The organism is Nocardia sp. NBC_01499 (assembly GCF_045040275.1).
Classification (GTDB): Bacteria; Actinomycetota; Actinomycetes; order Mycobacteriales; family Mycobacteriaceae; genus Nocardia.
Genome location: NZ_CP109426.1, coordinates 10,180,746 through 10,197,316, shown reverse-complemented (window position 1 = coordinate 10,197,316; position 16,571 = coordinate 10,180,746). Strand labels below are relative to the sequence as shown.

Here is a 16,571-nt window from a genome sequence, read left to right as displayed (position 1 = left end):
ACGCCGGTGGACTGCTGATCGTCGGCCACGTGTTGCTGTCGGGCTGCTTCGCCACAGGCTGCGGATCGCCCAATGGTCAAGCGGGCTGGCCCATTTCGCTCGGGAACTCGGGACGGCCGTCGTTGGCGGGCAGGGTTGGATAGGCGGCGCGGAGGCGTTGGTGGGCGGCGGGGGTGGCGTCCAAGTGGTCGAGGCCGAGCAGGGCGGCGCCGAGAACCGGTGGGGCGACGACGATTCGGGGCTCGGCGAGCGGTGCCGCGGTAGCGAGGCGGGACTTCACGTTATCGATCAGGAGGGGCTGGCGGGCCGCGAGCACACCGCCGCCGAGGATCACCGGGGTCGGCGTGTCGAGGAGGTCCAGCTTGCGCAAGACCACGAAGGCGAGCCGGGTGATCTCGTCGGCCTGACGATCGATCAGACGCAGGGCAGTCGGGTCGCCCGCCTCGGCGGTGGTGAACAGGACCCGGACCAGCTCGTGTAGTCGCTGCTCTGCCAACTGGCCGAGGTGGATCGCCTCGGCCACCGCGTTGGCTCCGGACAGTCCGAAGTACGCACCGATGGCGGCGGACAGCGCGGTCGGCTCGCCTCGGCCGTCCTCGGCGCGGGCGGCGTGCCACATGGCCTCGGCCGCCATGCCACCACCACCGCCCCAGTCGCCGGTCAAAACGCCGAGAGCAGGGAAGCGGGCGGTGCGGCCGTCGGGCAGCAGGCCGACGCAGTTGATTCCCGCGCCGCAGACCACCGCGACACCGCGCGGTCCGTCGGTGCCCGCCCGGAGCAGTCCGAAGGTGTCGTTGACGACGCCAACGGTCAGCCCCCACGGTCGCGCCGCCATCGCGGCATGGATCCGCTGTTCCTCGATGGGCAGATCGACATTGGCCATACACGCGCTGACCCGGGTGGTGAGAATTCCGCCGCGAGTGAGCCCCGCTTGCCTGGCCACCGACTCGACCAGTGGGGTGAGCCCCTCGATCGCCTGGCGCGCCCCGGTCCGGTGGGGTTCGTAGCCGCCGCCTCGCGCCGAGCCGAGGATGGATCCGTCGCGGCCGACCAGGGTCACATCGGTCTTGCTGTTGCCCGCATCGATGGCGAGCACGCCCGGAACCTGTTCATTCTGTGGGAGTTTCATCAGACGCTTCCCCCGCCAACAGTGCACGGTGTTTGTCGGCATGATCACACCCAGCTCAGGTATGCGCGGTTGTGCGCGATCAGCCGGTCGGTCAGTTGGTCGGCCAGTTCGTTCTGGCCGACCAACGGGTGTGCTAGTAGTGCATCGAAGATCCGGTCGCGACTACCGACGAGGGCGGCCTGCAATGCGAGCTGTTCATAGGCGGTGACGTGCGCGATCAGGCCCGCGTACAGCGGCTCGATCGGCCGCTGCGGCAGCGGACGCACCCCTTCGGCGTCCACTTCCGCAGGCACCTCGATCACCGCGTCGTCGGGCAGGAACGGCAGGATGCCATTGTTGCGGGCGTTGACCACCTGGACGTTGCCGCCGCCGGTGCCGAGCAGTGCGGCGAGCAGCTGCACCGCGGCCTCGGAATAGAAAGCGCCGCCGCGCTTTCCGAGTAGTTCGGGCTTGGTATCCAGGGCAGGGTCGGCGTACATCCGCAGCAGCTGCTGCTCGATAGCCGCGACCTCGGCCGCTCGTGAGCCCTTGGTTCCGAGCTCCTCGACGACGACATCGTGCTGATAGAAGTAGCGCAGGTAATACGACGGCACGACACCGAGCCGCTGGATCAGCGAAAGCGGCAGCCGCACATCGTCCGCGATCTCCTGGCCGAAGTCGGCGAGGAGCTTGGGTAACGCCTCGTGCCCGGTGCAGGCGCCGGGATGATCGAGCACGGTGACCCCGCGCTCCCAGGTGAGGTGATTGAGCCCGACATGGTCGAGCTGGATCAGTTCCGGATCAACGCCCAAGTGCGCGGCGAACTTTCGCTGAAATCCGATCGCGACATTGCACAGGCCGACGGCCTTGTGACCCGCGGTCTGCAACGCGCGGGTGACGATGCCGACCGGGTTGGTGAAGTCGATGATCCAGGCCCGCGGGTTCGCCCGATGCACCTGCTCGGCGATGTCGAGCACCACCGGGACCGTGCGCAGCGCCTTCGCCAGTCCCCCGGCGCCGGTCGTTTCCTGTCCGACACAACCACATTCGAGCGGCCAGGTCTCGTCCTCGTTGCGCGCGGCCTGCCCGCCGACCCGCAATTGGAGCAGCACGGCATCGGCGTCTTCGACCCCGTCCGCGACCGAGGTCGCCGTGCCGACCCGCGCGGTGTGTCCCTGTCTGTCGAAGATCCGGCGGGCCAACCCCGCGATCAATTCGAGCCGGTCCTCGGCGGGATCGATGAGGACGACCTCACCGATCGGGAGGGTGTCGCGCAGGCGGGCGAAGCCGTCGATCAACTCCGGCGTATAGGTCGAACCACCACCGACTATGGCTATTTTGAGTGCGCTCATCAGCCCTTGACCCCTGTCAGTGTCACGCCTTCGATGAAGGCTTTCTGTGCGAAGAAGAACAGGATGATCACCGGCGCCATCACCAGCAGGGTGGCGGCCATGGTGAAATTCCAGTTGGTGTGGTGGGCGCTCTTGAACGACTCGAGGCCATAGCTCAACGTCCACGCCCCCGGGTTCTCGCTGGCATAGATCTGCGGGCCGAAATAGTCGTTCCAGCAATAGAAGAACTGGAACAGCGCGACCGCGGCGATGGCGGGTTTGGCCATCGGAAGCACGATCCGCAGCAGGATGCGCAGTTCGCCGCAGCCGTCGATGCGGGCCGCCTCGAGGTAGTCGTTGGGGATGGTCAGCAGGAACTGCCGCAGCAGGAAGATGGAGAAGGCGTCACCGAAGGCGAGCGGGATGATCAGCGGCCACAGCGACCCGGTGAGGTGAAACTGCTTGGCCCAGATCAGATACATCGGAATGACGGTCACCTGTGGCGGCAGCATCATCATCGAAACCACGGCCATCAGTGCGAGATTGCGGCCGCGGAAGCGAAACTTGGCCAGCGCGTACGCAACCGGGATGCTGGACAGCAGCGTCAGCGCGGTACCGGCCACCGCGTACACCAGCGTGTTGCGCCACCAGGTGAGGAATCCCGGTGTATCCCACACCTTTACGTAGTTACCCCAGTGCCACTCGGTGGGCCACAGGTCGGAGGTGAGCGCCTGCCGGTCCGACATCACCGAGGTGAAGAAGACGAACACGAACGGCATCAGGAACAGCAGCGCCGCCGCGATCGCCAGCGCGTGCACGGCAATCCAATCCAGCGCGTTCTTCCGGCGCGCGCCCTTGGCTTCGACGGTCGGCACGGTGACCGGCACCGGTCGGACGGTGGTCATGGTCATCGCTCAGTCCTCCTGCAGGAAGCCGGATTTGCGGCGCAGCAGCAGCGCGGTGAACGCCATCGAGATGGCGAACAGGATCACGGCGATCACGCATGCGGAACCGATATCGAAGCGCTGGAAGCCGAGGTTGTAGACCATCTGCGGCAGCGTCCAGGTGGAACCGTGCGGGTAGCCCGGCTCGAACGCCTCGCCGGAACTGCCCGCCTTACCGCTGGCGACCTTCCCGGCGACGATCGCCTGGGTGTAGTACTGCATCGTCTGGATCACGCCGGTCACCACGGCGAACAACACGATGGGCGTGATGTTCGGCAGCGTGACGTACCGGAACCGCTGCCAGGAGCCGGCGCCGTCCAACTCGGCCGCCTCGTACTGCTCCCGCGACACGTCGAGCAGTGCGGCGGTGAAGATGACCATCAGATCGCCGATGCCCCACAGCGCGAGCATGGTCAGCGCGGGCTTGGACCAGTTCGGATCGGTGAACCAACCCGGTTGCGGCAGACCGAGATTGCCGAGCAGGTGATCGACCGGCCCGGTGCCAGGGTTCAGCAGGAAGGCGAAGGCGATCGTCGCCGCGACCGGCGGGGCGAGGAACGGCAGATAGAACACCGTGCGGAAGAAGCCGAGCCCGGTCTTGATCTTGGTGACCAGCAGCCCGATGCCGAGACCGAACACCACCCGCAGCGACACCATCACCAGCACGAGCCACAGGGTGTTGCCCAACCCCTGCCAGAAGAACGGGTACTTGTCGAGCACGTAGTCCCAGTTCTTCAAGCCGGTGAAGGTCGGCGCGTCGAACCCGTCGTACTTCATGAAGGAGAAGTAGAGGGTGGACAGCAACGGGTAGGCGAAGAAGAACCCGAACCCGATCAGCCACGGCGCGAGGAAGGCCAGGGTGCGTAACGCCCCGCGGCGGCGCTTGCGCTTGAGTGCCGCCGGGGCGGTCATGCTCGACAGTGCCATCGTTACATCACTTCGCCTGGTCGATCGCCTCGTCGATTTCCTTCGCGGTCGCGGCCAGGCCCGCCGTGAGGTCGGCCTTGCCTGCCTCGAAGTCGTAGCCGAAGTTGCGCAGCGAAAGCTGGTACGCGCCACCGTTGATGCTCGACGGTGCGGTGGAGGAGTTCGGGTTCTTCGCGATGTCGATGAAGGTCTTGAAGTTCGGATCGACGGTCAGCTTCGGCGAATTCAAGGCCTCGTTGGTGCTCGGCACGTTGTGGATGGCGTTGGCGAAGCTCACCACGGCGTCGGTGTTGGTGGTCAGGTACTTCACCAATTCCCAAGCGGCGGTCTGCTTTTGACTGGACCGCGCGACACCGATGATGGTGCCGGTCTGGTAGCCACGGCCGTAGGTGTCGGCTTGGTCGTCCGGCACCGGGAAGGGCGCGGTGGCCCAGTCGAAGCTCACCGGATCCTCGGCGAGCGAGGCGGTGCGCCACTCACCGTCGAAGGACATGGCCACCTGGCCGGTCTGGAAGGGATTCTTCGCGCTGAACTCGTCGCCGAAAGTGGTGCGGTATTTCTCCAGCTTGTCGAAGCCGCCGAGTTCGGCGATCAGATTCTTCTGCCAGGCGTACATCGCGGCGACCTTGGGATCGGTGGCAACGTTCGACTTACCGTCCGCGGTAAAGTATTTGGCGCCGTACTGGCCGAGGTAGTACACGGGGGTGGTCTCGTAGCCGTGGTAGTTCGGCATGAAGCCGAGCTGCTTATAGCTGTCGCCCTCGGCGATGGTCAGCTTGCCTGCCGCGGCCTCGAACTCGCTGAATGTCTTTGGCGGAGAGGTTATTCCCGCCGCCGCGAAGGCGGTCTTGTTGTAGTACAGGCCGTAGGCGTCGCCGAGTAACGGCAGCGCGCACTGCTTTCCCTCGAACTGGCTGTACTCGAGCATCGCCGGCGGGAAGGTCTTTGCGGGGTCGATGCCGTCCTTGTTCAGGAAGGGCGCGAGGTCGGCCCAGACGTTCGCGGCGCAGAACTTGCCGACGTTGTTGGTGGTGAAGGAGGAGACCACATCCGGCGCGTCCCGGCCGCCGCCGCGCAGCGCCTGCTCGAGCTTGTCGTCGGCGATGTTGGCGACCGGCTTGACGTGGATGTTCGGGTGCAGCTGCTCGAACGCGGCGATATTGTCGTCGATCGCCTTGACCTCGCTGTCCTGGCTCCAGCCGTGCCAGAAGGTGATGGTGACGTCCTTACCTGCGGCGGAACCGTCGTCGCCGCCGCTGGAGTTCTGGCCGGTACAGGCCGAGACGAACAGCGCTGCGGTCGCGCATGCGGTGAGGGCGGCGAGTGTGCGGAGTGTCGTTCTGCGCATGTGCGGTTCTCCTGGGTACTGCTGGTTGAGCGGCGGATCAATGGGTCGAGAACACGGAGTCCCTCGTGGTGGCCAGGGCGCGTTCCAGCGCTCCATGGAGTACGGGCGAGCCGGGCACGGTGCTGGAGCGCACCTCCGGTCGCGGAAAGGTGAGCTCGGTCAGCGCCTGTTCGACGAGCCCTCGCAGTCGTTCGCCACCGGAACGCGGCACGTCACCGGCCAGGATCAGCAGCTCGGGGTCGACCACCGCGACGATCGAGGACAGCCCGAGGGCCAACCGGCCAGCGAACTCGGCAAGGAAGGCATCGCCGGCGCCCGGGGTCTCCAGTGCCTCGGCCACCACGAGCGCGGCCGTCGGCGCGGACAGTCCGTGCTGTCTCGCCAGCGCCAAAACCGCTGGCGCACCGGCCAATTCCTGGAAGCCGCCGGAATTCTTGCGGCGTACGTCACGGATGATCGGCGCGCCTGGCAGCGGCATGTAGCCGACTTCGCCTGCGCCGCTGTGGAATCCGCGGTGCAGCATGCCCGCGATCACGATCGCCGCGCCGACGCCGACGCCGGTCCAGAGCAGCACGAAGTCCTCGCAACCTTGCGCCGCGCCGTGCGCCTGTTCGGCGATGGCGGCGAGGTTGACGTCGTTCTCGATCGACACCGAGCAGCCGGTGGCCGCCTCCAGCTCGGCGATCAGCCGCGGCGAGTGCCACCCTGGCAGGTGTGTCGCGTAGCGCAGCTTGCCGGTGGCCGGGTCGAGCGCGCCGCCGATGCCGATGACCACCTCGCAGCACATCGCCTCGGCGAGCCCGGTCAACTCGACCGTCTCGGCAACCGCCTGGCCCACCCTGGTGGTGGTCTCGGCGGCGGGCCAGCCCTTGGTGGACACCTCGTGCTCGGCGAGGGTTCTGCCGGTGATATCGGCGACGGCGATCTTGATCCGCGAGGCGGTCACATCGAGTCCGGCCACGTACCCCGCGGCCGGATTGACTTGGTACAGCTGCGCGTTCGGTCCTGGGCCGCCCGCCATGGTGCCGACCGGGACGACAAGCCCGGCCGTCTCCAAGCGGGCCAGCAATTGTGAGGCAGTCGGCTTGGAAAGGCCGGTGAGAGTACCGATTTGGGTTCGGGACAGCGGGCCGTTGGCGAGCAGCAGCTCCAGCGCGGCGCGATCGTTGATGGCGCGCAGCAGGCTTGGTGTGCCCGCGAGGGTCTGTCGCGTAGTCACGTGACACCCCTCCCCTCACCGCACGACGGGTGAACTATTAGGAAAGTTTCCAATTACTTTGAGGAGGGACTGTATGTCCGGTTTGACCCGGCTGTCAATCGGTGTCCGCAGGTTGGATACCCAAACGTCATGTGACGCAAAGCCGTATTGACCTCAACCCTCATTGAGGGTCGGGTGGCGCTCATGATCGAACGTCGAGACACCTGATGGACGTGTAGTTTTGCGAAGTAGCTTTCACCACAACATATCTCGACTTAATAGTCGATCGCTATCGGGATGCGTTAGGTCTTTCCGCCGCGATCAGATGGCGGTGGATGTCGGCTTCAGCAAGCCCGTCGCGATACCCAGTGTTTACATCATCTGACGTTCAGCATTTCCCCAGACGACCTTGCCTGGGACTGGTCACGCAGGCATGGCGAAGGGTGCGGAGAGTCAGCCGCGGGTGCCGCGGTGTTGCTCGTACGCCGCCAGGAGATTCTTGCTGACCTGCTTGGCGGTGTCCTGAGCCTGCTGTCCCCGTTCGGAATTCAGCAACTGCCGGGCGACCTCGCCGGTGTGCCTGCCCGCGCTCTGCCGCAGCCGATGCACCTGCACCGCCCTGGTCGATTCACGCAACTGCCGGAGTCGCTCGTCCTCGGCAAGATGTTGCGCCTGTTGCTCCATGGCGTTCGTGACCGCCTGCATTCGTTCGAGGCCGACTTGCACGCCCTGGGTGCCTCGCTCGTGGATCGCCGCGTCTCCGGCTGCCTGCCAAGACCTTTGATACCGCCCCGCGCGGACGACCGTTGTCCCGAGATGCGATCGATCACGGTTCGGCCGCCTACCAAGGAAACAGCATTGAACACCGAGGCGGCGACAGCGATGAGCCAAAGGGCAAGGGACAAAACGAATGTGCCTGCGAGCAGTGCGATGCAGGCGGCGGCGTACAGGCCGACATCGACCACGGTGCTCGCGAGCGCCCGGCGGGCCGATTGCCACTTGCCGAGGTTGCCCTGCGGGTCGGCGAATGAATGAACTCTGATGTCCAGCAAGAGTTTTCCGAGTGTGCGCCCCTTCCACGCCAGGGACGCGAACTGGTAGGCGAACACCATGATCACCAAGACGACGAGGGCCTCGCAGCCGAATGCCTCGCCCGCGCCACCCCAGTTTCCGTTCGCGCGGAACAGATCCCAGCCGCCGGATTGCGCGAGGCCGGGCCGGCCGGAGAGGTAGTCGGCGATCCGGTAGTGCGTTATCGATCCGAGTACGGCGGCCACGGCCACGATGAGGGCGAAGTCGATGGCCCATGCGGCGATTCGCCGCTTCGCCGGAGCCAGGTCGGGCGTGTGCTCGGCCAACGTGTGCACCTCTTCGCGGTTCCGGCTGTCCGGGCGGCCAGGGCCCGGCTATCCGACGCTCTGTCTTGCCCCTCCCAGATTCCTCGCCGTGGCGAGCGCACACCATCGGCCGAACAGCCGACATGGACGCTCGAATCGCGAGTCGAGGAGACGTTTCGAAACCCGGCGCGAACCGTCAGTGCTAGACGGACACCCGCGGGGAGGTCACCGGGTGGACGTCTACGGCGACTGCCCGACGCCGCGGGGCCGGGCGGCGCTGCGCCAGGTGCGCGGCCACCACCAGCCCGTGCGTTGCGATCACGACGGCTGACGCAGTACCGATTCCCACCAGCAGCACACCCACGACAGATACCGATCCTTCCGATGCACGGTTTCGACGGCCCGCACTGTGCGGCGCCCGACCGGCTGTATGCCCCGGTCCCGGGCATCCAAACAGTGTGTGAACCAGAACACACTTCGCGGCGGCGCTGTCCGGCCGGTCGCGTCCTCGATCGTTAGTCTGACGTCGTGATCACTTGTGTAGTGGAGTACGTAATTGATCCCGCCGAGATCGACGCGTTCGAGCGGTTCGGTCGCCGGTGGATGGACCTGGTAGATCGGCACGGCGGCACGCATCACGGCTATTTCCTGCCCTCGGAGGGCGCGAGCGACAAGGCGATCGCGCTGTTCAGTTTTGCCAGCCTCAGTGCCTACGAACAGTACCGAGCGCTGTTCGGCGTCGATCCCGATTTCATCGAGGCCGATCGGATCAGGGATGAGAGCGGATGTGTACTCCGGTACGAGCGGACCTTCATGCGCCCGATGCTGCCGGACCGCGACATCAATTGACGGGCGGAACGGTGCCGCCCGGGAACGTCGCCCGCTGGACGGCGGCGTATTCGGCCTGGACCTTGTAGTACCGGTCGGTGGGGCCATAGGCGGTATAGAACACGAAGCCGCGGACGTCCGGATCGGCGAAAGGCGCTTTGTCGACGAAGCGCGCCAGCACCGGGTCGAGGTGGGTCGGGAAGGTCGATGCCGTGCAGCGCAGCGGGAAGCAGATGCGTTGCATGCGCGGTGCGGTCCAGGAGAACGTGCGGTAGAGGTTGAACGTGCGGCCGAGCAAGGTCAGCTCGTCGTCGGTGGCGGCGACGAAGTCGAGGTCGGCCAGGATCGTGGTGATATCGGCGGCGGTGAGCTGGCCCGATTCGAACACCTGCGAATACAGGTTCATCGTGCGCGCGGGGAAATCGACGGCGAGGATGCCGATTCGGCCGCCGTAGCGGGACAGGTGCGCGGCGTGCGCGCGGGCCGCGTCGGGCATGCCGGGGAAGTCGAGTATCCGCCGCACGCTGACCAGTTCGGGGAAGACCAGCCAGATCTTCTGCACGCCGCGCCCGAGCGCGAGATCGACACCCGAGCAGACCGGCATGGTCGCGCAGATCTCGGTGAGCAGCTGTTCCATCGGGTGTCCGGTGAAGGTGAGCAGTCCAGCGTCACGCAGGGTCGCGATCAGATCGGTTGGCGCGCCGGGATACATCACGCGGGTGTTGACGTCGCGCTCGTGCACCGGCTGGGTCGTGGTGCGCACGCCGATGGCGGAGCTTGTCCACAGTTCGGACAGGGTGTCGAGGACCGGATCGACGACCGACGGGTCATAGCGGACGTCGGCAAGCCGCGCGTAGGCCCGCAGGTCTTGCCGGAATTGATCGAGTGTCAGGACGGCGGATGCGCTCATGGGTCACCTCGAATACCCAAGAGCCACAGGCGGTCCGCGCCGCCGACGGCTCAGGAACAAGTACGCCAAACACAAAGCCTTGGGTAAGGATAGCGGGGTGCCGGGGCGGGAACCGGGGTTTCCTGGGGTATTGCCAGGCCGGTTGACGATGTCAGCCGTGGTGCGCGTCGGGCGACTCACTGTGGCGAACGTGCACGGGCACGTCGTCGGCCCAGGGCTGGCGGGTCACCATATCGGCGACGTACACGACGCCACGTTCGAACTCGCCGGTGGCGGCGTCGACGAGGCGATACTCCTGTGTCCCTTTGTGGATCGGCTGGGCGTCCAGCAGCACAACGCGCACCTCTCCCGGTTCGAAGTGGCATCGCTGTTGCATCGCGGCGATGAGCTGTTCGTTGTGCATGTGGCCGTCGCCGAAGTTCCAGCCGAGGGCGGTGCTGCAGATGCGTTCGCCGTCGGTGATCGTGTACTCGTCCTCGCGGCCCGCCGGCATGGCTCGATGGACGAGGGTGAACAGCGCGCGCCCGTGGGTGTTCATGGCGCGGAAGGCATATCCCATGTACATCGGGATCAGCGCGCGGTCCTTGCCGTAGAATCGCTCCAGTTGCGCCTGCGGCATGCTGGCGATCGCGACGATGCCCTCGCCGATCTTCGCGGCCGCGGACGGTTTGACGCACCACATCGTGGTATCCCAGTTGCCCGCGTAGTAGCGCATGCCTGGCAGGAACGAGATCTTGTGCGGGAACAGGTTTCCCGCGATCACGATGCCCGCGATCACGACGAACAGCACCGCGACCGGCACGGGATTGTGCAGGTCGGCGAGGCCGAGATCGGCGTGCGCGACGAACAACACCAGTACGCCGAAGATCATGAAGACGTTCCATTCCAGGGGCACGCCCATCGGGACGGCGGTCAGGATCGTCAGGTGGAAGCCGATCATCACGACCGCGGCGATCGCGGTCAGCAGGCCGCCGTGCGAGAAGAACAGCACCGCCGGAACACCCATTTCGACGGCCGTGCCGCCGTGGGCGAAGAGGCGAGATAGGCGGCCGGGGCGCAGGTCGTCGGGGAAGTCCTCGAAGAACTTGCGCTTCAGCGACTTTCGCCGGAACACCGGACTGTTCGACATCATGGTGGACACCACGAACGGGAAGTGCTTGTTGAGCTTCGATGTCGCGGCGCCCATCCAGATCACCACGAAAACCAGTTTCGCGGCGACGATCATGTCGGCGCCGGTGAACAGGAAGGTGACGGCCAGCGTGGCGTACACCTCGCCGCGGGCGGCCAGAAAGATCACCTTGTCGCGTAATCCGAGTACCGCGAGCAGGCCGAGGATCACGGCGATCTGCCACAGCGGCAACAGTCCCACCGTCGTAGCCAACTCCGGTACCGGGCCGGTTCCGTTGGACAGCAACGCAATCGCCGCCATCACCAGCAATGCCGCGTACAGCGCGATATCCACCGGCGAACGAGTCGTGCCCTTGGTCAACGGAATTCGTTCGGGCCATGGTGGCAGCCGAATGGTCTTGGGCCGCAACCAATACAGGATCGAGCCGAGCGGCGGAAAGAATCTGTTGTTCAGCGGCCCGAATCCGCAGCCGAGTCCGACCACCTCGAACAGCAAGGTATACAGCACCGCCTTCTGGAAGACGATCGGCTCCGACCACCACTGCCCGACATTGGTGAATCCGTCGATGCCCTTGGTGCACAACACGATCAGCCAGCCGCCGAGCACATAGAGGCAGATCTTGCCGACATAGAACAGGTGCAGCGCGACCGGCGTCCCGAAACCTACCTCGGCCCAGTGCCTGGCCATCGGGCGGATCCGTTCGCTGCGAGTGCCTTTGCTCCACTCCGCCATATCGACAACGGGCAGTTCGGGTTCGAGAAACCCCATCCAGCACTCTCCGATTCCACGACACCGAGGTGCCCAGCGGAATCAGGGACCTCACGGTCCTTCGATACGTTGACAGGTCAGGGATTTCGTGTCAACGGTCCGTCCCATCGGTCGCTGCTCCGCCGGGCTCGGTGCCGACTTTCGTGCTGGCGCATGAAGCTAGGCCCATGTGCTGCGCGCGATGGTCGGCAGCTCGAGCGAGTCGCCCGGCGCGGCCGCCCATGCGACGACACCGTCCGGACGGATCAACGCCGCGGCCAGATCCTCGCGCCCGGTCGAGACGATCTCCGGCGGCCCGATCCGCACCAGCCCACCGGAGCGGGTCAGATCGGCGAGCCTGCCGTGGCTACCGTCGGCATAGGTGAGATGCAGGTCGGGGCAGTATGTTCCGGCGAGCGGGTGGCGCACCGGATACGGCAGCTCGTGCCGGACGCCGAAGCCGGAGATCATTCGGCCGAAATAGCGTACGACCTCGGGTATTTCCATCAGGTCCGAGACGATGTCGCGGAGCGCGTCGGTGTGCGCGCCGGGCCGCAACAACGCGGACTGTGCGCGCGTGTTGTGCAGGATCGCGGCGCCGACGGGGTGGCGCTCGGCGTGGTACGTGTCGAGCAGTTCGTCCCTGCCGTTCGCGAGTTTCCAGCCGAGGTTGGCCGCGTCCATCAGGCCGAGATTCAGGCCTTGACCGCCGCTCGGGGAATGGACGTGCGCGGCGTCGCCCGCGAGGAACACGCGACCGCGACGATAGTCGGTGACCTGGCGTGCCTGGTCGGTGAAGCGGATGCCCGCACCCACGTCCGTCACCGTCGCGTCGACACCGGCCACCCGCTTGATGCTGGCCTGCATCTCCTCGGCGGTGATCGGGCCGTCGTGCCGGTCGCGATCCTCGAAATCGAAGGTGGCGACGATGCCGTGGCCGTAGTAGAGGGTGCCGTCGTCGAGCCGTCCGGGTGGTGGCAGTTCGCCAGTGACCTGGGCGGTGACCCGGCGCACGGTCATCAGCGGCGGCGTGCCGGGGAACTCGAACCCGGCAAGCTTGCGGACCGTGCTGCGGCCGCCGTCGCAGCCGACCAGGTAGTCGGCGCGAAGCCCGTTGGCGATGACGCCGTCGCCATCCTGGTGCAGCTCGGTCAACTCGGTGCCGTAGCGGATTTCCACGCCGAGACCACGGGCGTGGTCGAGCAGGATCTTCTCCAGCGCTGGCTGCCAGATCAGCGTGAAGCGGCGGTCGGGCTCCTCCTGCGCCTCCTGATCGATCTTGAAGATCGAGGCGAAGTGGCCCTTCGTGCTGCCATGATCGCGGAGTTTATCCGCGCGACCCTGCTCGTCGTGTTCGGCAAGCGCGGCACCGAGGCCACGGCGGACGAGCGCCTCGGTCGCCAGCGGGCCGATGCCCCTGGCACGCGGCTCGCCCGATGGGCCGTCGAGCTTTTCGATGACAACCGGGTTGGCGCCCGCCAGCTTCAGTTCGGCGGCGAGGAGCAGTCCGACCGGACCGGCTCCGACAACTATGACGTCCATTTTTGGGCCTCCCCGGGCACAGTGTTCGCAGTTTCGAAACTAGGATACAGTGTTCGCAGTGGATGTCATCTGGATGCGGCCGGAACGGGCGGCACGCGGCCCGAAACCCGCGCACAGCCGCGACGAAATCGCGGCCGCGTGCGTCCGCGTCGCCAACGCCGACGGCTTGGACGCCGTGTCGATGCGGCGGGTCGCCACTGAACTCGGGACGGGCACGACCTCGCTCTATCGCTATGTGGCCTCGAAGGACGACCTGTTCGACCTGATGGTCGACCACGTATTGGGATCGGTGCCGCCACCACCGCCGACCCACCACTGGCGCCGCGACCTCAGCGTGCTGGCCTCGTGGAAACGTGGCTTGATCCTCGACCATCCCTGGATGGCATCGCTGTCCGGTCGCCCGGCCGTCGGGCCACACGGGTTGGCGGTGCAGGAACGCGGGCTACGCGCGGTCGAAGGGTGGGCGCTGACCATCGACGAAATGGTCATCATCGTCGAATCACTCGACGCCTACGTACACGGTTACGCCGTGCGCGAGTTGGCGGATCGGGCCGCGACCCAACGATCCGGCCAAGACCTGGACGCCTGGATGGCGGCACACGAGGCTTACGCCAAAGTGATCATCGACAGTGGACGATACCCGTCGGTCACCCGCGCATGGCTGGACGCCAACGAACCCCACGCGGCGGACCGCGCCGAACGCGGCTTCCGCCACGGCCTCGACCGCCTGCTCGACGGCTACGCCGCCAACATGCGCCGAGCCAGAGACTCCCAAGGCGAAATCCGTTGAGGTGGCGGGACATGGGCGGGGTAAGTGGGTAATGATGTTGTCTTATGGTTGATTACGCGACGATCTTTGACAGGGTTCGGGGATCTCTGCTTGGTGGGGCGGTCGGTGACGCGTTGGGGTGGCCTATCGAATTCCTGAAGCTTGGCCAGATTCTGGGGCGGTACGGCGATGACGGGGTGACCGGGTTTCTGCCGCAGCTGGATGAGCAAGCGGCACAGCAGATTACCGACGACACGCAGATGACATTGTTTACCGCGGAGGGGTTGCTGCGGTCCGCGGTTGGCACCGATCCGGTGCCCGCGTTGCGTCGGGCTTACCTGCGCTGGTTACACACTCAGCAAGGAGAAGGGCCGCCGGCCCATAGCGATGGCTGGTTGGCGAGCCTGCCGTTCTTGTATGCGGCGCGGGCACCGGGCAATGCGTGCATTTCCGGGCTGAAGCGGCAGTCACGCGGATATCTCGAGCCGGTGCCGTTCGGCGCGGAAGGTCTGGTCAATTCGCAGTCGAAAGGATGTGGCACCGTAATGCGTTCCGCGCCATTCGGACTCGCGGGTATGGGACCCGATCAGGCATTCATCATCGCGGCACGGGCCGCCCAGTTGACCCATGGACATCCGACGGCATACCTCGCCGCAGGCGCGTTCGCGGCACTGATCGATCGGGTGATCAGCGGTACCGAGTTGTCGATCGCGGTGCAGCAGACGGTAATTCAGCTCACCGGATTCCCGCTGAGCGAGGAAACGGTGGCCGCGCTCACGCGGGCCGTCGAGTTGGCCGAGGAGCCGCCGACCGCCGAACGGGTCGAGCAGGTCGGCGCGGGATGGATCGCCGAGGAATGCCTTGCCATCGCGGTGTACTGCGCCCTGCACGCCACGAAGACCGGCGACGCGCGCGCGGCACTGCTGCTTTCGGTGAATCACTCCGGCGACTCCGATTCCACCGGCGCGGTGGCTGGCAACCTGATCGGCGCCGTCTACGGCGTCTCCGGACTGCCGATGGACCTGGTATCCACGGTCGAGGGGCGCGACGTGCTGATCCAGGTCGCCGACGACCTCGTGATGAACTACGGCGTCGGTGACCGGTCCGCGCTCGATGCCCGCTACCCGTTGGACGAAGGCCTATAGCTGAGGCTGCCCGACCCAGCGAAAGGTCGGGCAGCCGCAAAACCGTTCAGCAGCCGAGCGTTTCGGCAAGCTCGACAAAACTGGTGACGGTCAGATCGCTGACGGTGTCCTCGCCACGGTCCGCCTTGTGGCGCGGCCCCTTCTCCCGCGGACGCTCGAGGAAGGCGGTGCGCAACCCGGCCTCGCGGGCACCATCGATGTCCCAGGTGTGCGCCGCGACCATGAGCACATGAGACGGGTCGACGTCGAGCAGACCGGCCGCGGTCCGATACACCCGCGGTGCAGGCTTATAGCTCTGCGCGAGTTGAGCGGACAGGATGCAGTCGAAGGGCAGGTCGGCGGCCTTGACCAGCCGGGTGAGCAACGCGAAACCACCGTTGGACAGCGCGCCCATGGTGTAGCGCTGACGCAGGCGCGCAAGGCCTTCGACGGAATCGGGCCAGGCGGGCAGCAGATGCCAGGCACGGACCAGGCGGCCGCGTGCCGCGTCGTCGAGTGCCGCGCCGACGCCGTGCCGGTCCAGCAGGCTGTCGAGCGATTCCCGATGCAGTGTGTCGAGGTAGACCCAGTCTCGCTCGCCGTCCGTAACAGGTTGCATGGCAGGCGAATACATCTCTCGCCACTCGTTGGTGAATACCTCGGCATCGAGGTCGACACCGGCCGCACGGAAGATTTCGGCGGCTTGCTCGGACACCCCGGTATACCAATCCACGGTGGTCCCGAAGATGTCACAGGCCACCACCTGGATGGCCGCCGGATCGAACTCGGACATTGGATCTCCCTTCCCTACAACAACATCGCACGGATCGAAGCGCGAGGTACGCACGGACCTACCAGTCGACGACGCCGAGCTCGTGCAGCTTGCGGAACACCAGCATCGAGCCGGGCGCGACGTGATCCATTGCGGCGTACTCGCTTACGGTGAAGTACCGCAGTTCGGCGATCTCACTCGTCGGCTCCGGTTCACCATCCAGTTCGGCGGTGAAGCACGTCATGTGCAACTCGGTGCCGGAGGCGTGGCCGTAGGCCTGCGCGCGGAACACACCGAGCTGGTCGAAGGACACGACGCCGACGCCGAGTTCCTCACGCACCTCACGATGGAGCGCAACCTCGGGCGTCTCGCCGGGATCGATCTTCCCGCCCGCCATGTAGAAGACTTCCTTGCCGATCGATCGCGCCTGCAGCAGACGACGATCCCTGACGTGGGCCAACGCGGCTGTGCGAATCACCGGACCACCCTACTTTTCCGGCTCGGGCCGGGTGCAAGCGAATATCGGACTCGGTAACCGAACCGACCGGCACGAGGGT

Annotated in this window: 15 protein-coding genes and 1 pseudogene; 3 read left to right on the top strand and 13 right to left on the bottom strand. The window is 66.0% G+C overall.

What is annotated here, in order from left to right:
- Positions 1–76: 76 nt before the first annotated feature.
- From OG203_RS45840 to OG203_RS45805, 8 genes and pseudogenes are all read right to left on the bottom strand, one after another.
- Positions 77–1,129: an N-acetylglucosamine kinase gene (locus OG203_RS45840; RefSeq protein WP_405163473.1), complete on the bottom strand. Its 1,053-nt coding sequence runs from the start codon at positions 1,127–1,129 to the stop codon at positions 77–79.
- A gap of 44 nt (positions 1,130–1,173) precedes the next feature.
- Positions 1,174–2,460 (bottom strand): 6-phospho-beta-glucosidase, encoded by a 1,287-nt coding sequence (locus tag OG203_RS45835; RefSeq protein WP_405163472.1) that lies wholly within the window; start codon positions 2,458–2,460, stop codon positions 1,174–1,176.
- A complete protein-coding gene (locus OG203_RS45830) occupies positions 2,460–3,350 on the bottom strand; it encodes a carbohydrate ABC transporter permease (protein WP_405163471.1) in 891 nt (296 codons plus the stop codon). Before OG203_RS45830 ends, OG203_RS45835 begins: the two co-directional genes overlap by 1 nt.
- A 3-nt stretch (positions 3,351–3,353) precedes the next feature.
- Entirely contained in the window at positions 3,354–4,310 is a 957-nt protein-coding gene (locus tag OG203_RS45825; RefSeq protein WP_405163470.1) for a carbohydrate ABC transporter permease, read from the bottom strand.
- 7 nt (positions 4,311–4,317) lie between these two features.
- The gene (locus OG203_RS45820; protein ID WP_405163469.1) at positions 4,318–5,658 is read right to left on the bottom strand and encodes an ABC transporter substrate-binding protein; all 1,341 of its coding nucleotides are present in this window, start codon (positions 5,656–5,658) and stop codon (positions 4,318–4,320) included.
- Between the two features lie 37 nt (positions 5,659–5,695).
- A complete protein-coding gene (locus OG203_RS45815; protein WP_405163468.1) occupies positions 5,696–6,877 on the bottom strand; it encodes an ROK family transcriptional regulator in 1,182 nt (393 codons plus the stop codon).
- A gap of 432 nt (positions 6,878–7,309) precedes the next feature.
- Positions 7,310–7,561, bottom strand: a complete 252-nt coding sequence (locus OG203_RS45810) for a hypothetical protein (protein WP_405168213.1) — start codon at positions 7,559–7,561, stop codon at positions 7,310–7,312.
- A 203-nt stretch (positions 7,562–7,764) separates the two neighbouring features.
- Positions 7,765–8,223 (bottom strand): annotated as a pseudogene (locus OG203_RS45805) (RDD family protein); the annotation flags it as partial.
- Positions 8,224–8,721: 498 nt separating this feature from the next.
- Between OG203_RS45805 and OG203_RS45800 the strand changes: the two are divergent.
- Positions 8,722–9,042 (top strand): NIPSNAP family protein, encoded by a 321-nt coding sequence (locus OG203_RS45800; RefSeq protein WP_405163467.1) that lies wholly within the window; start codon positions 8,722–8,724, stop codon positions 9,040–9,042.
- On the opposite strand, the gene OG203_RS45795 is transcribed toward OG203_RS45800, so the two are convergent.
- The 3 genes from OG203_RS45795 to OG203_RS45785 form a co-directional block, all read right to left on the bottom strand.
- Positions 9,035–9,931: an aromatic prenyltransferase gene (locus tag OG203_RS45795; RefSeq protein ID WP_405163466.1), complete on the bottom strand. Its 897-nt coding sequence runs from the start codon at positions 9,929–9,931 to the stop codon at positions 9,035–9,037. The genes OG203_RS45800 and OG203_RS45795 overlap by 8 nt on opposite strands.
- Before the next feature lie 151 nt (positions 9,932–10,082).
- On the bottom strand, positions 10,083–11,828 hold the full coding sequence (locus OG203_RS45790) for a DUF3556 domain-containing protein (RefSeq protein ID WP_405163465.1): 1,746 nt from the start codon (positions 11,826–11,828) through the stop codon (positions 10,083–10,085).
- Positions 11,829–11,987: 159 nt separating this feature from the next.
- Positions 11,988–13,349, bottom strand: a complete 1,362-nt coding sequence (locus OG203_RS45785; RefSeq protein WP_405163464.1) for an FAD-dependent monooxygenase — start codon at positions 13,347–13,349, stop codon at positions 11,988–11,990.
- Positions 13,350–13,407: 58 nt separating this feature from the next.
- Here OG203_RS45785 and OG203_RS45780 point away from each other — a divergent pair, with 58 nt between their 5' ends.
- The gene (locus tag OG203_RS45780) at positions 13,408–14,139 is read left to right on the top strand and encodes a TetR/AcrR family transcriptional regulator (protein WP_405163463.1); all 732 of its coding nucleotides are present in this window, start codon (positions 13,408–13,410) and stop codon (positions 14,137–14,139) included.
- A 44-nt stretch (positions 14,140–14,183) separates the two neighbouring features.
- Positions 14,184–15,263: an ADP-ribosylglycohydrolase family protein gene (locus OG203_RS45775; protein ID WP_405163462.1), complete on the top strand. Its 1,080-nt coding sequence runs from the start codon at positions 14,184–14,186 to the stop codon at positions 15,261–15,263.
- Between the two features lie 46 nt (positions 15,264–15,309).
- On the opposite strand, the gene OG203_RS45770 is transcribed toward OG203_RS45775, so the two are convergent.
- Together OG203_RS45770 and OG203_RS45765 are read right to left on the bottom strand one after the other, a co-directional pair.
- Complete coding sequence (locus tag OG203_RS45770; protein ID WP_405163461.1) at positions 15,310–16,035, bottom strand: haloacid dehalogenase type II; 726 nt, start codon at positions 16,033–16,035, stop codon at positions 15,310–15,312.
- A gap of 58 nt (positions 16,036–16,093) precedes the next feature.
- The gene (locus OG203_RS45765) at positions 16,094–16,492 is read right to left on the bottom strand and encodes an NUDIX domain-containing protein (protein WP_405163460.1); all 399 of its coding nucleotides are present in this window, start codon (positions 16,490–16,492) and stop codon (positions 16,094–16,096) included.
- Positions 16,493–16,571 lie beyond the last annotated feature (79 nt).

What these genes read in the sequence shown, in the direction of transcription:
- OG203_RS45840 (WP_405163473.1), bottom strand. Translation starts at nt 1,129, where the DNA reads ATGAAACTCCCACAGAATGAACAGGTTCCGGGCGTGCTCGCCATCGAT.
- OG203_RS45835 (WP_405163472.1), bottom strand. Translation starts at nt 2,460, where the DNA reads ATGAGCGCACTCAAAATAGCCATAGTCGGTGGTGGTTCGACCTATACG.
- OG203_RS45830 (WP_405163471.1), bottom strand. Translation starts at nt 3,350, where the DNA reads ATGACCATGACCACCGTCCGACCGGTGCCGGTCACCGTGCCGACCGTC.
- OG203_RS45825 (WP_405163470.1), bottom strand. Translation starts at nt 4,310, where the DNA reads ATGGCACTGTCGAGCATGACCGCCCCGGCGGCACTCAAGCGCAAGCGC.
- OG203_RS45820 (WP_405163469.1), bottom strand. Translation starts at nt 5,658, where the DNA reads ATGCGCAGAACGACACTCCGCACACTCGCCGCCCTCACCGCATGCGCG.
- OG203_RS45810 (WP_405168213.1), bottom strand. Translation starts at nt 7,561, where the DNA reads ATGCAGGCGGTCACGAACGCCATGGAGCAACAGGCGCAACATCTTGCC.
- OG203_RS45795 (WP_405163466.1), bottom strand. Translation starts at nt 9,931, where the DNA reads ATGAGCGCATCCGCCGTCCTGACACTCGATCAATTCCGGCAAGACCTG.
- OG203_RS45790 (WP_405163465.1), bottom strand. Translation starts at nt 11,828, where the DNA reads ATGGGGTTTCTCGAACCCGAACTGCCCGTTGTCGATATGGCGGAGTGG.
- OG203_RS45785 (WP_405163464.1), bottom strand. Translation starts at nt 13,349, where the DNA reads ATGGACGTCATAGTTGTCGGAGCCGGTCCGGTCGGACTGCTCCTCGCC.
- OG203_RS45775 (WP_405163462.1), top strand. Translation starts at nt 14,184, where the DNA reads ATGGTTGATTACGCGACGATCTTTGACAGGGTTCGGGGATCTCTGCTT.
- OG203_RS45770 (WP_405163461.1), bottom strand. Translation starts at nt 16,035, where the DNA reads ATGTCCGAGTTCGATCCGGCGGCCATCCAGGTGGTGGCCTGTGACATC.